At 72.8% G+C, this 13,158-nt stretch carries 11 protein-coding genes and 2 tRNA genes; 9 read left to right on the forward strand and 4 right to left on the reverse strand.

Going from position 1 to position 13,158, the window contains the following annotated elements:
* The first annotated feature begins 62 nt into the window (after nt 1-62).
* Both DPM19_RS28310 and DPM19_RS28315 read left to right on the forward strand, forming a co-directional pair.
* Nucleotides 63-2,663 (forward strand): substrate-binding and VWA domain-containing protein, encoded by a 2,601-nt coding sequence (locus DPM19_RS28310; RefSeq protein WP_111871107.1) that lies wholly within the window; start codon nt 63-65, stop codon nt 2,661-2,663.
* A 204-nt stretch (nt 2,664-2,867) separates the two neighbouring features.
* Nucleotides 2,868-4,358, forward strand: a complete 1,491-nt coding sequence (locus DPM19_RS28315) for an RNA polymerase sigma factor (protein ID WP_111871108.1) — start codon at nt 2,868-2,870, stop codon at nt 4,356-4,358.
* A gap of 43 nt (nt 4,359-4,401) precedes the next feature.
* On the opposite strand, the gene DPM19_RS28320 is transcribed toward DPM19_RS28315, so the two are convergent.
* Nucleotides 4,402-5,511, reverse strand: a complete 1,110-nt coding sequence (locus DPM19_RS28320) for a phosphotransferase family protein (RefSeq protein ID WP_111871109.1) — start codon at nt 5,509-5,511, stop codon at nt 4,402-4,404.
* 519 nt (nt 5,512-6,030) lie between these two features.
* Between DPM19_RS28320 and DPM19_RS28325 the strand changes: the two genes are divergently transcribed.
* The gene (locus tag DPM19_RS28325; RefSeq protein ID WP_199485330.1) at nt 6,031-6,546 is read left to right on the forward strand and encodes a hypothetical protein; all 516 of its coding nucleotides are present in this window, start codon (nt 6,031-6,033) and stop codon (nt 6,544-6,546) included.
* A 5-nt stretch (nt 6,547-6,551) separates the two neighbouring features.
* Here DPM19_RS28325 and pdxR read toward each other — a convergent pair whose 3' ends face one another.
* Nucleotides 6,552-7,901: a MocR-like pyridoxine biosynthesis transcription factor PdxR gene (gene pdxR / locus DPM19_RS28330; protein WP_233510850.1), complete on the reverse strand. Its 1,350-nt coding sequence runs from the start codon at nt 7,899-7,901 to the stop codon at nt 6,552-6,554.
* Between the two features lie 68 nt (nt 7,902-7,969).
* On the opposite strand from pdxR, the gene DPM19_RS28335 reads away from it, so the two are divergent.
* The 6 genes from DPM19_RS28335 to DPM19_RS28360 all read left to right on the forward strand — a co-directional run bounded on the left by DPM19_RS28335 (nt 7,970) and on the right by DPM19_RS28360 (nt 11,281).
* A complete protein-coding gene (locus DPM19_RS28335) occupies nt 7,970-8,617 on the forward strand; it encodes a pyridoxamine 5'-phosphate oxidase family protein (protein ID WP_111871110.1) in 648 nt (215 codons plus the stop codon).
* A gap of 38 nt (nt 8,618-8,655) precedes the next feature.
* Nucleotides 8,656-9,672, forward strand: coding sequence for a DUF2510 domain-containing protein (locus DPM19_RS36845; protein WP_199485331.1), 1,017 nt, complete (start codon nt 8,656-8,658; stop codon nt 9,670-9,672).
* A 42-nt stretch (nt 9,673-9,714) separates the two neighbouring features.
* Complete coding sequence (gene orn / locus DPM19_RS28345) at nt 9,715-10,329, forward strand: oligoribonuclease (protein WP_111871111.1); 615 nt, start codon at nt 9,715-9,717, stop codon at nt 10,327-10,329.
* A 39-nt stretch (nt 10,330-10,368) separates the two neighbouring features.
* Nucleotides 10,369-10,441 (forward strand) — tRNA-His (locus DPM19_RS28350).
* A gap of 120 nt (nt 10,442-10,561) precedes the next feature.
* Nucleotides 10,562-11,125: a response regulator transcription factor gene (locus tag DPM19_RS28355; protein WP_111871112.1), complete on the forward strand. Its 564-nt coding sequence runs from the start codon at nt 10,562-10,564 to the stop codon at nt 11,123-11,125.
* 83 nt (nt 11,126-11,208) lie between these two features.
* Nucleotides 11,209-11,281 (forward strand) — tRNA-Lys (locus tag DPM19_RS28360).
* A 358-nt stretch (nt 11,282-11,639) separates the two neighbouring features.
* On the opposite strand, the gene DPM19_RS28365 is transcribed toward DPM19_RS28360, so the two are convergent.
* Together DPM19_RS28365 and DPM19_RS28370 are read right to left on the reverse strand one after the other, a co-directional pair.
* Complete coding sequence (locus DPM19_RS28365; RefSeq protein WP_325050294.1) at nt 11,640-12,053, reverse strand: MerR family transcriptional regulator; 414 nt, start codon at nt 12,051-12,053, stop codon at nt 11,640-11,642.
* A complete protein-coding gene (locus DPM19_RS28370) occupies nt 11,957-12,700 on the reverse strand; it encodes an ATP-binding protein (protein WP_111871114.1) in 744 nt (247 codons plus the stop codon). The genes DPM19_RS28365 and DPM19_RS28370 overlap by 97 nt, the downstream gene beginning before the upstream one ends.
* Between the last annotated feature and the right edge of the window lie 458 nt (nt 12,701-13,158).

Here is a 13,158-nt window from a genome sequence, read left to right on the forward strand (position 1 = left end):
CGGCCTGTGGGGAATCGAGGAGAGCCGTGAACGGACGTCATCGCGATGAGTACCCGGGCGAGATGCCTGACGATGACGGCACCGGCTCATCCGCCGGCAGCAGCCCGTCCGACTGGTTCAGCCCGCGCGAGAGCCGGGACATCCTGGGGAACCCGCCGCCCGAGCAGCCTCCCCTGCCCGAGCAGCCGGGCGAGGCCCCCGAGTGGTTCACCCCCCGGCAGAGCGGCTCGCACCCGACCTACGGAGCCGGCGGCTTCACCGGGGCCTCCGACCCGAGCGGATACGGCCCGCCGCGCGACTCCGACCCCTACTCCCAGGGCTCCGGCGCGTATCCCGGCGATTCGGGCACCCACTCCAGCGGCTTCGGCCCGTACCAGGACGACTCCGACCCCCGCTCCGGCGGATACCCGGGCGGCTCGGGTGCCCACCCCGCCGAGTCCGGCCCGTACTCGACCGGCGCCAACCCCTACTCCGGCGGCTCCGGGGCCTACCCCGGAAGTTCAGGCTCCGCCGGCTCCGGCGGGTACCCCGGTGACGCGGGCTCCGGGGCGTACCCGGGCGGCTCAGGCTCAGGTTCCTACCCGGGCGGCACGGACTCCGGGGCATACCCCGGCGGCACGGGCTCCGGTTCCTACCCCGCCGAGCCCGGCCCGTACTCGACCGGTCCGGGCTCCAGCCGTCGCTCCGGCCCGCATCCGAGCGGCTCCGGCGCGTACTCCCAGGACCCCGGTGCCGGTTCGCGCGCCGGCGGTTCGGGCGCCTACTCCAGTGGCTCCGGCGCCTACGGGGCCGGGGCGGGCTCCCGGCCCGGCGGTTCCGGTTCCCGCCCGTCCGGTTCCGGCGCCTACTCCGGTGGCTCCGGCTCGCGCCCGCTGACCATGCCCGTCGGCCCCGGCAGCCGTCCCGACAGCGGCCTGGAGCAGGGGCGCCGCCGCAAGCGCAGCGCCGGCTCGCTGGTGGGGCCGATGGCCGGCGCCGTCGGGCTGGTGCTGCTGCTGGGCGTCGGCGTGTACGCGTTCGCCGCCACCAGCGGCGGCTGCTCCGACGATGACGCGATCACCCTCAGCGTCGCCGCGGCTCCGGAGCTCTCCGCGGTCATCTCCCAGAGCGCCGCCGACTTCAACGGCGCCAAGCACAAGGTCGACGGGCGCTGCGTCACCGCCAGGGTGCGGTCCGCCGCCCCGGTCTCGGTGACCACGCTGCTGTCGGGCCAGGGCAGCTCGGGGGACACCAGCCAGCGACCCGACGTGTGGATCCCCGACTCGTCGCTGTGGACCTCGATGGTGCGCACCTCCGAGCGGGGGAAGAACGCCGTCCAGCCGACCCGGACCTCGCTGGCGCAGAGCCCCCTCGTGGTGGGCATGCCGCAGTCCCTCGCGGCGCAGCTGCGGCGGGCCGGTGTGATCGGCAACCCGTCCTGGGACAACCTGCTCAAGGCGGCGGGCGGCACGGCCGGCGGCGCGGTGACCAAGAACCAGATGATCCCGCCCAACCTGGTCCGGCTGTACATGGCCGACCCGACGCGCAACGCGGCCGGGATCGGCACGCTGGCCCTCACCAACATCCTGCTGACCAACGACCCCAACCGGGACGCGATCTTCACCGGCATGGTCCGCACGGTGCGGGAGAACATCACCCCGTCCGTGCAGGCCCAGTACACCTCCCTCAAGCGGGACCGCCAGGGCCGCTACCCGGTGATCATCACGCCGGAGCAGGCCGTCCACGCCTACAACTCCAAGAAGCCGGCCGAGCCCGCGGTGGCGGTGTACCCGCAGGAGGGCACGCTGTCGATGGACTACCCGTACACGGTGACCACGGCCGACCCCGCCAAGAAGGAGGCGGCGCGCCTGCTGGAGAGCGCGCTGAACGGCGAGAAGACCCGCAACCTGGTCCGCGCGCAGGGCTTCCGGACCAGCGACGGGAAGGCGCCGTCCACGTTCGGCGCCGCGACCGGCGTCAGCCCGCAGCGGCCCCGGCAGCTGCCCACGCCGCAGCCCGCGGACGTCCAGAAGATCATGCAGAGCTGGTCGCGGCTGTCGCTGAGCATCCGGATGCTGACCCTCACCGACATCTCCGGCTCGATGGCCGAGGAGGTGGGGCCCGGTGTCACCCGGCTGGAGGCCACCCAGCGGATCGCGCAGGGCGGGCTCAGCCTGATGCCCAACGACAGCGAGCTGGGCACCTGGGAGTTCTCCACCAGACTGAAGGGCAACCAGGACTGGATCGAGCGGGTGCCGATCGGCCCGCTGGGCGAGCGGATCGGGTCGGCCACCCGGCGCCAGCTCATCCTGTCGAGCATGGCCCAGTCGCGGCCCAAGCCGAACGGCGACACCGGCCTGTACGACTCCGTCGTCGCCGCCTACAAGTACATGAAGAAGACGTACAAGCCCGAGATGGGCAACTCCATCCTCCTGTTCACCGACGGGAAGAACGACGACGACCAGAGCCTGACCCTCAAGCAGACGCTGGACACCCTGAAGCGGGAGCTCGACCCGACGCGTCCCGTCCAGGTCATCATGATCGGCTTCGGTCCGGGCGTCGACCGCAACGAGCTGGAGCAGATCGCCAAGGCCACCAAGGGCAGCGTCCACATCGCCCAGAAGCCCGAGGACATCCAGAAGATCTTCCTCCAGGCCCTCTCCCGGCGGGTCGCCGGTAGCTGACAAGATTCGTTCGATGAACGTGTCAACCGAAGGCGGGAGACAGCCGTCCTTCATGTGGAGGCCCGACGGGAGCGGGGCGTCGGGCCTCCATTTCGCACGCGCGGTCACGCACCGCCCCCCTTTCCCACCGTCCGATGAGACGGTGTTCCCCGCCGGCCCGCCCCTCCGCGCAGGCCGCCCCTTATGTGACCCACGGGAGGTCCCGTGTCCGGTTGGCCGAACTCTGGCCCTGACGACGATCGCCGACTCGCGTCATCTCTCCAGTCAGGCGATCCCGATGCCCTGGCGCACGCCTTCGATGGCTACGCCCCCCGGTTGTACGACTACTGCCACGCCCTGCTCCGCGATCAGGAGACCGCCGCACGGGCCCTGCACGACGCGCTGATCGCCGCGCACCAGCACGTCCACGGGCTGACCGAGCCCGAGTACCTGCGCGGCTGGCTCTACGCGATGGCCCGCAACGAATGCATGCGCCGGCTACGCGACCCGAACCGCCCGGCCGAACGGCGCGAGTCACCGGAGATCGAGGGCCCCGCGGCGGACGCCGAGGAGCGGGCCCGCCGCCAGGAGGCCCGGCAGCTCGTGCACAGCGCGCTGGCCGGGCTCGGCGGCCGGCAGCGCGAGGCGATCGACCTGCTGTTCCGGCACGGCCTCGACCCGCAGGAGATCGGCGGGGTGCTGGGCATGCCCGGCCCGGACGCCGACGCGCTCACCCGCCAGGCCCGGCACGACCTCGACCAGGCCCTGGCCGCCGCGCTGCTCGCCCGGGAGGCGCCCGGCTCGCCCTGCCCGAGCGTGGGGCCGCTGCTCGGCGACGGGCGGTGGCCGCTGGCCCCCGCGACCTGCCGCAAGCTGATCCGGCACATCGAGACGTGCTCGATCTGCGCGGAGCAGCGGCACCGCCCGCTCTCGGCCGGGCCCCTGCTCCAGGCGCTGCCGACCGCCATGATGCCCGCGGACCTGCGCGCCCAGGTTCTCACGGCCGCCTTCGCCCCCGACCTGGCCGAGATGCGCGCGCGCATCGCCCGGCGGGCCGAGCCGTTCGACGAGTGGGGCTGGCCGGTCCCGGTCGACCCCAGGACCAGGCGCACCGAGCCCGCCGCCGGCGGCGGCGGCAAGGGGCGTAACCTGGTCTGGCCCGCGGCGGCCGCCGCGGTGACCGTCCTGCTGCTGGTCGGCGGGGTGTTCTTCGTGCTGTCCGGGTCGTCCGGCTCGTCCCCGAGCGGCGACCCGTCCTCCCAGGCCGCGGCCCCGGACCCGAGCGAGCCCGCCGAGGAGCCCTCCGTGGAGCCGAGCGAGCTCCCCACCCCCACACCGACCCGGACGACGGCGTCCCCGAGCCCCACCCCGACGCCCACCCGCACCACGTCCTCGCCCACGCCGCGCCGGCCGCAGACCCCGGTCGGCCAGGTCAGGGTCTTCGGTTGCAACATCCCTGGCGGCGCGGAGCTGTGCATGGTCTCCGTGGCCGTCACCGGGGGGCGGGCGGCCTGGTCGGTCGTCGGCGCCTCCTCCGGCCTCCAGGTGGGGCGCCAGGGGGGCACCTCCTCGGGGGGCGTCCCGGTCAGGCGGCCTGCCTGCACGGAACCGGGTGACTTCTCCGGGAGCGTCCAGATCTCCCCCGGCGGTTCGGCCCCGGTCTCCTGGACCTGCCCGGACGACGAGCCGCCGAGCCCGCCCGCCGGTACGCCCTGACCCCGTGCCACGTCCTCGGGAGCACGTGGCACGGGCGGCGGGTCTACCAGGGCGACCGGCTGTCCAGGATGCGGTGGGCGCGGTCGAGCAGGACCGGCACCGAGTCGCCGATCTGGGCGAAGCCCTCGCCGACCGTGGCGCCCTGCAGGAACCGGGCGTGGATGCCCTCCAGGATGACCGCGAGCTTGAAGCAGGCGAAGGCCACATAGAAGTCCAGTTGGGAGAGGTCGAAGCCGGTCAGCCCGGCGTACCGCTCGGCGAACTCCTGGCGGGTGTGGAAGCCCGGCGTGGCGGTGACCGTGGCGCCCACGGGCAGCCGGTCGGCCTGCTCGTCCGACTCCTGGGCCCAGTAGGTGAGGGTCAGCCCGAGATCCGACAGCGGGTCGCCCAGGGTGGACATCTCCCAGTCGACGATCGCCGCGATCTCGGGGGCCGGCTCCAGCCGGGTGAGCGCGTTGTCGAGCCGGAAGTCGCCGTGCACCAGCCCGACGGGGCCGTCGGCGGGCACCCGCTCGGCCAGCCGGTTGACGAGCCGGTCGTATTCGGGCAGGTCGCGGGTGGTGCCGGTGGCGGCGATCGCCTCGTTGGAGCGCTGCCACTGCTGCCCCCACCGGCGCAGCTGGCGGGCCATGTACCCCTCGGGGCGGCCGAAGTCGGCCAGGCCGGCGGCCGTCACGTCGACCAGGTGGATGGCGGCGAGTGCCTCGGCCAGCCGCTCGCTGATCAGGCCGGCCTGCTCGGGGGTGACGTCCGCGGCGTCCTCGGCGGTCCGCAGCACCCGGCCCTGGACGTATTCCATGATGTAGAACCGGGCGCCGAGCACGTCCTCGCCTGCGCAGAACGCCAGCGGGCGGGGCACGGGCACCCGGAGCCGGTCGCCGGCCTCGCCGTACTCCGACAGCGCCGAGAGCACCCGGTGCTCCCGGGCCATGTCGTGTGCGGTGGGCAGGACGTGGCCCAGCGGCGGGCGGCGCAGCACGATGGAGCGTCCCCCGGCCAGCTCGATGCGGTAGGTCAGGTTCGACCGGCCGCCGGCGATCAGATCGACCGCGGTGATGCGGCCGGCGCCCGGCAGCGCCTCGGCCAGCCAGGCCGCCAGTCGGGGAACATCGATGCCGGGAATTCCGGCCGGAAGCTCAGCGTCAACCGTCATGACGCCCTATTAGAACGCTACTCGGTTTGACAGGGGAACCCCACCCCCCTAACTCGTCCCGGCAACCTGCGATGTAAATCACCGGCCGGAATCGGCCGTTGACTGGAACTTTTCCACTTTCTCCCGCTCATCCCTGCTGAACAGCGAAAACGTGCATATGCCCAACCATCCCGCCACACACGCCCCAGGAAAAACCCGACACAAGGTGCAATCCTGGTGTCCGCCGGGTACGCCCTGACGACGACTCACCAGGTGATACCGCCACGACGACCAGCCCATCGACGTCGCGGCCACCGGTGGCGGCACTCTGGACTTATCGGGCCGGCTGGGCTACGAACAGGTAACTAAGACCATTCGGGGTTGATGCCCGATTGGGGGGGACGCACCGTGGCCGACGCTTGGCTACCGGGAGCCGGCCGAATGCCGGCCGACAACGATTGCGGCGCACCGAGGGGTGGTGCTCCGCGCGTCGTCTGGTTCACCGGTGACGCCGATCCCCGGCTACTCTCCGCCCGATCGGTGGCCCAGGACCTCGCCCGGGCCGGCCGGCCGGCACACCTGGTCTGGAATCCCCTCTCCGGCGAGGTGCTGCAAATGCTCCCGCTCACCCTCGCCGGCGGCCTGCTCGACGGCCCGGTGCGCCTCGAAGGCCGGATCTGCATGCAGATCATGGTGGTCGGCAGCACCCGCGAACCCTTCACCAACGGCCCGCTCAAGAACCTCGACATGATCATGTCCTGGCTCGACGCCTGGGGGGTCAACCGACGCTGGCCCGCCGGGCCGCCACTGGCCTCGCCGCAGGCGTACCACTCCATGCGCGAGCGCCGGCCCTGGGCGCGCGGCGGGCACTTCGGCGCCTCCCAGGTGCCCGGCGTCGCGCGCGCCGACCCCGGGGCGATCGACATCCGCCGGATCACCGGCCGCGAGACCCCGCTCGCCGACATCCCCCGCCCGCGTCCCGCGTCCGGTGCCGAAGACGCAATCCGCGCCCCGGTCCGGCCGATCGCCCGGCCCACCGTCCACGCGCTGCGCTGATCCGGTCAGCGCAGGACGAGCTCCCGGACCAGCGCGCAGGCCGCGCGCAGTTCCGAGCGGCGGGCCGCGCCGTACCCGATCACCAGCCCGTGCACCGGATCGGCCGAACCGGCGTGGTGGCGGGACAGCGTGTCGAGCCGCACGCCCCGCGCGCCCGCCGCGCGCACGACCCGGTCCGCCACCGGGGCGGGCAGCTCGACCACCAGGTGCAGCCCGGCCGTGTCGCCGCGCACCCGCAGGCCGGCCAGCGCGCCGACCACGACCGCGCGGCGGCGCGCGTACTCGGCCCGCATCCGGCGCAGGTACCGGTCGAGGTCGCCCCGGTCGAGCAGCACCCGCAGCGCCTCCTGCGGCACGACCGCCGTGCGGTCACCGAGTTCGGGCCGCCGGGCCGCGATCGCCGCCACCAGGTCCGGCCGGGCCACCAGCCAGCCGACCCCCATCGCCGGGGTGAGGATCTTCGCGCTGGTGCCCAGGTACACCACGACCTCGGGATCCAGCCCGTACAGCGCCGGCAGCGGCGCGCCGCCGTAGCGGAACTCGCCGTCGTAGTCGTCCTCCGCGACGAGCGCGCCGGTCCGCCGCGCCCAGGCCAGCAGCGACTGGCGGCGCGGCACCGGCAGCACCCCGCCGAGCGGATACTGGTGCGAGGGAGTGGTGTAGATCAGCCGCAGGTCGTCCGGCAGCCCGTCGACGACCAGCCCCTGCTCGTCCACCGGGCACGGGACGACCCGCAGCCCGCGGGCCGCCAGCACCGTCCTGGCCCGCGGGTAGCCGGGGTCCTCCACGCCGACCCGGTCCCCGGGCCGCAGCACGGTGGCGGCCAGCAGGTCGAGCCCGTTGCCGGCGCCCCGGGTGACCATCACCCGTTCCACCGGGCAGGTCACGCCCCGGCCGCGGCGCATCCGCTCGGTGAGGGCGGCCCGCAACCCGGGCAGGCCGTGCGGGTCGGGCTCGGCCGCGGGCGCCAGCACGGCGGCCGCCCGCCAGGCCCGGCGCCAGGCCGGCGTGTCGAGATCACCCGTCCAGGGCTCTCCCGGCCGCAGGTCGATCATCTCGCCGGCGGGCTCGGCCGGGGGCGGCGCGGGCGGATCACCGGCCGGCACGGCGAGGACGTCGGCGACGTACGTCCCCGAGCCGTGCCGGCCCACCAGCCAGCCCTCGGCGTACAGCTGCTCGTACGCCTCGGTGACGACCGTCCGGCTGACCCCGAGGGCCGCGGCCAGCCGCCGGCTCGACGGGAGCCGCTCGCCGGCGGTGAGCCGCCCCTCCCGCATCGCGGCCCGCAGCTGCGCGGCGACCTGAACGGTCATCGGCTCGCCGGCGCTTCGTTCCACGGCCAGCGGCAGGTCCAAGTGGTCTCCAGAAAACGCGCTTGTGTGGCTCTACAGATCAGTCCACTCGGCTCCTAGCCTACGGACACATGAGCACTCCAGCACCGCTGTCGGACACTCCCCGGACCCGGCTGGGCCGGGCCCGCGAGCGCGGCCGCGCCGACCGGGCCGAGCTCCACGCCATCCTCGACGCCGGGCGCATCTGCCACCTGGGCGTGCCCACCGAGGGCGCGCCCATGGTGATCCCCACCGGCTACGGGCGGCTGGGCGACACCCTCTACCTGCACGGCTCGACGGGAGCCCGGAGCCTGCGCCTGGGCGCGGCGACGGAGGTCTGCGTCACCGTCACCCACCTCGACGGCATCGTGCTGGCGAGGTCGATCTTCCATCACTCCATCAACTACCGGAGCGCGGTCGTGTACGGGCGGCTCCGGGTCGTGACCGAGCCCGAGGAGAAGCTCGCCGGGCTGCGCGCCGTCTCCGAGAGCCTGGCCCCGGGCCGCTGGGACGTGACCCGGCCACCCGACCGGCGCGAACTGGCCGCCACCGCCGTGCTGGCGCTGCCGCTGGCCGAGGCGTCGGTGAAGGTGCGCCAGGGGCCGCCCGTGGACGACGAGGCCGACCACGCGCTCGACGTCTGGGCCGGGGTGCTGCCGGTCCACCAGGTGTTCGGCGAACCCGTGCCCGACCCCCTGCTGCGGGCTGACATTCCGTTTCCCCCCGAAATGATCGCTTAGTGACCTACTTGTAATCTGATTGCCCTACCCTCGCCCCCATGACCGGCCAGACACCGCCGGGCTGGTATCCCGACCCCTACGGCACGCCCGGCCTGCAGCGGTACTGGGACGGCGGCCAGTGGACACAGGCGACCCAGCCCATCGACGAATGGGACGACTCCTCCGGGGCCCCCGCCAGGCAGCCGTCCCCCGGCGGCCAGCAGCCTCCACCGGCTCCCCAGCCGAACTGGAGCCCGAGCGGCCCGAGCACCCCACCGCCCTGGCAGGCCCCCGGCGGCCCCCACACTCCGCCGCCCTGGCAGCCCGGCCCGCAGACCCCCCAGCCCTGGCAGCCCTCACCCGCCGGCAAGAGCAACACCGGGCTGCTGTGGGGGCTGGCCGGCGGCGGTGTCGTCTTCCTCGCCCTGATCGTGGTGGTCGCACTGCTGGCCACCGGCGTGATCGGCGGGTCGCCCGAACCGACCTCGAGCCCCGCCGCCGCGTCCCCCACCCCGCCGAACGACCCCGGCGGCCGCTCGCCGGTGGTGGGCACGGTCACCGACGAGCAGGCCGGCCTCAGCTACGCCCAGCTCGGCGGCAAGTGGCAGCCCGCCTCCCCCATCGGGTCCACCGACCCGCTCGGCCGGCTGGGCCTGACCCGCGGCCAGACCGCCGCCGTCCAGGAGGACTACGACGGCCGGGAGGGCGACTACGTGGCCTCGGTGTACTCCGGCCAGGTCGCCACCACCGTCACCCCCGACGACAGCCTCCAGGTGGGCGCCCGGAGCTTCCTCGCCGCGCTGCCGTCGTTCGCCTACCCCGCCGGCTACACGCAGCGGGAGATCGAGTCGCGGGCCTTCCAGGTGGACGGGCACAGTGCCTGGTACCACCGGCTGGAGCTGAGCTTCCCGCAGGCGAAGTCCCGCAACTGGAACTTCACCAAGGAGATCGTCCTCTTCCTCACCATCGAGCGCGGCGAGGGCAGGCGGCCCGCAGTCCTCTACCTCTCCATCCCTGACAGCCACGTGAACCAGGGCGACCTCGATCTGCTGGTCAACTCCGTGAAGGTCCTGTAGTCCCGCTCCGGACGGTCCGCCGGGGCACTTAGGGTTAGGCGCATGAACGACCGGCTGGTCTGGATCGACTGTGAGATGACAGGACTCGATCTGCGCAACGACGCGCTGATCGAGATCGCGGCACTGGTGACGGACGGGGAGCTCAACATCCTCGACGAGGGCGTCGACCTCGTGATCAAACCCCCCGAGGGGGCCCTGACCCAGATGACGCAGGTGGTGCGCGAGATGCACACCGCCTCCGGGCTGCTGGCCGCGCTGCCCGGCGGCATCGCGCTGGGTCAGGCCGAGGAGCTCGTGCTCGACTACGTGCGCAAGCACGTCCCCGACCCGAAGAAGGCCCCGCTCTGCGGCAACTCCATCGCCACCGACCGGTCGTTCCTCTTCCGCGACATGCCCGCCCTCGACGCCCACCTGCACTACCGGATGATCGACGTCTCCAGCATCAAGGAGCTCGCCCGGCGCTGGTACCCGCGGGTCTACTTCGCCAGCCCGGAGAAGAAGGGCGGCCACCGCGCCCTCGCCGACATCACCGAGAGCATCCGCGAGCTGCGCTACTACCGGGCGGCCGTCTTCGTCCCCCAGCCCGGGCCCGACTCGCAGACCGCACGGGCCCTCGCGGCCGCCGTCGTGTCGGATGTTGATTCGCGCACTCGATAACCCGCTACACTTGGCCAGGCCGGACGCGTTCCGGCGATGGTGGGCGTAGCTCAGTTGGCAGAGCACCAGGTTGTGGTCCTGGATGTCGCGGGTTCAAATCCCGTCGCTCACCCTGCGCAAGGCGCGCCGATCAACAAGATCGGCGCGCCTTTCACGTATCGCTACATTGGCTCGCGGTGACGGGCCGGTTATGCTCCCGCTTTACGAGACCGTGACATTGTCCGGAGGCGGGATGAGGGTCCACGAAACGGCACCACTGCGGATCATGGTGGTGGACGGCGACTCCGAGGCTCGCGCCGGAGTGATCTCCGCACTCGCGGGCAGCACGGAGGTCGAGGTCGTCTGCGAGGCCGGTGACGGCGGCGACGCCGTCTCCATGGCCGAACAGGTGCGTCCCGACGTGGTGTTGCTGGACGCCGCCACCGCCCGCGACGGCCACGCCAGCCCGCTCAGCCGCGGCGCCCGGGTGTTCGTGCTCACCTCGGCCGGCCAGACCACCGAGGCCAGCGGCGCCTGCGGGCACCTGGCCCGCGAGTCCCTGACGGTGGGCGACCTGATCCGCGGCCTGCGCGACGCCAGCCGCAGCACCCTCGGCCTGTCCGCCCGCGAGTCCGAAGTGATGGACCTCATCGCCTCGGGCCGCTCCAACGGCGAGATCGCCCGGCAGCTCTTCCTCAGCGAGAAGACCGTCAAGAACCACGTCAACCGCATCTACGCCAAGCTCGGCGTCCACCAGCGGGCCACCGCCATCGCGCTGTGGCGCGGCATGATGAGCGCCGTCCCCACCAGGGACTGAGCACCCCAAACCGATTCGCGCCGGTCTCGCGCCCCTGCTACAGTTCAGGACGTCGGAAGGCCCCCGGGGCCCTGATCCGGCAGGCGCCGTTAGCTCAATTGGCAGAGCAGCGGACTCTTAATCCGCGGGTTCGGGGTTCAAGTCCCTGACGGCGCACCCGCCACCAGCAGGGCAGACGCGAGGATGTCGCGTTTGCCCTTCGGTCGTTTTGGGGCCCTTTGTTTCCATGTTCGCTCCAGGCCATGATCACGGCCGGTGCGTGACCGTAGAGCGTTGAGCAGCCCGCCACGGCCCGTACATGTCCCCTACGGTGCCGGGAGTCGCTTGCGGCGGGCGTTCTCGGCCCGAGTGTGGCCCTCCAGCCCGCGGCGCCATCGACCGACGCGCTGGTCGGTCCGCACCAACGGCCTGGGTGTCCTGCCTGATTCGAGAGCTGGTCTGCTGCGGCGGTGGAGGGAGGTCGCGTAACCAGCGCTCGTACCGGCTGCCAGGCTCCTGGAGCAGGGGATCCTGGTCATGGTTTCGGGTCGTTTCCGCCAGCCCGAGCGTCGTAGCGGCATTCGCGGTAGACGAACTCCACGAACTGGGAATTGGGCCGGTCGATCTGGCAGATGATCGAGGCGACGATGATGAGGTCGATCTCGTGACGCCGGTACCGGCGAGGCCCGGACCCGCCGCCGTCGTCCTCTGCCCTGACGCGGATACAGGTCAGCAATCCCCTGTCCGCCCATCGGGCCAGCGTCGCCGTGGGGACCCCCGTCATGGTCGATGCCTCCCCGGGGCGCAACCATGGGAACCTTCCGAGCACATGATCGTCATGCGGCGACACCGTTACGCCTTCCCCTCGCCCGGTCGGCCGTCCGAGGAGACCGGAACGGTGAGAGCGGCATACACCCACTTGCCCGCCGGAGACGTCGGCCGAATCCACCGCCGCGTCGCCAACGCGTCCACCATCGGCAACCCCCACCCGCCGATACGGCCTTCCTCCAACCCCGCCGGGTCGGGCTCCACCGCCGCGTCTGGATCCGGTGCGACAGCGCCCACCGTCTCCGGGAGGTCGGCCCCCGCGTCCCACACCCCCACCACCATCCACGGCCCGTCCGACGCCAGCTCGATCTTCACCGTCCCGCCAGGTGCGGAGACACGCAGCGAATTGGTCACCAGCTCCGACACCACCAACGCCGCATCCTCAACCACGGTGCCGGCGAAGTCCTGGCAGCGGAGAGCCTCAGTCACCAGATCACGCGCCACGCGGACGACCACCGGCGACACCGGCAAACACCACACCCGCCCACGAGAGGCCGTATCCGGCTCGGCCGCGGTTTCCGCGCTCGTAGCGGGCGGCTCCTGCCGGGCCAGGTACTCGGTTCGTTCCCGTGTCCACTGCTCATACGGCGGCGTCACCGGGTAGTTCAACGGGAGGACAGCATGGGCCGATGCCTGCTCGAACTCGACCGACCGATGCGCCGGCCTTTCGCCCTCCGGCAACGCCGGAGGCGGGGACGGTGGTGACGGCGCCCGGCGTCGCGTCGAGCCTGCCTGGGGGAAGCCGTCCTGCTGAGCGTTGCCGGTCACCGCGCCTCCTGCACTCGTGCGAAGGCCGCCACTCGCCGCACCCTCACCGCCGGACCGCCCTGCTCAGTGGAGCCGCATACCGCCACCCCACCCACGGCGTTCGCCGCCCCCACGCGCCCGGCCTGGTTCAACGCCTCATACCAAGCCGACCACCGAAACCTGAGTCTTGCGTGCTTCACGTCATCGCCTCCTCGTCTCGCTGCGTCCTCTGTCCGGGGCCGGCGGGCACGAGCACGCGAACGCCACCCCGTACCCGCCTGTGACGGTCACCGACTCCCACCCGGCATCCACCAGCGCCACCGCGCCCAGCCACGCCCGCGACCCAGTGCGCCGGTACTCGGCCAGCAACCACCCCCGCAACCGCCTCACCGCTGCGGCCCGATCTAGGCGTTCGCGGTCCTCGACCACCCGGCCGTTCGAGGCAGCTCGGACATGCCAGTGGTCAACCCGAAACGTGC

The organism is Actinomadura craniellae, assembly GCF_003289645.1.
Classification (GTDB): Bacteria; Actinomycetota; Actinomycetes; order Streptosporangiales; family Streptosporangiaceae; genus Actinomadura_D; species Actinomadura_D craniellae.

Coding starts and splice junctions, on each gene's coding strand:
- DPM19_RS28310 (WP_111871107.1), top strand. CDS start 63: ATGCCTGACGATGACGGCACCGGCTCATCCGCCGGCAGCAGCCCGTCC.
- DPM19_RS28320 (WP_111871109.1), bottom strand. CDS start 5,511: ATGACGGTTGACGCTGAGCTTCCGGCCGGAATTCCCGGCATCGATGTT.
- DPM19_RS28335 (WP_111871110.1), top strand. CDS start 7,970: ATGAGCACTCCAGCACCGCTGTCGGACACTCCCCGGACCCGGCTGGGC.
- DPM19_RS36845 (WP_199485331.1), top strand. CDS start 8,656: ATGACCGGCCAGACACCGCCGGGCTGGTATCCCGACCCCTACGGCACG.
- orn (WP_111871111.1), top strand. CDS start 9,715: ATGAACGACCGGCTGGTCTGGATCGACTGTGAGATGACAGGACTCGAT.
- DPM19_RS28355 (WP_111871112.1), top strand. CDS start 10,562: ATGAGGGTCCACGAAACGGCACCACTGCGGATCATGGTGGTGGACGGC.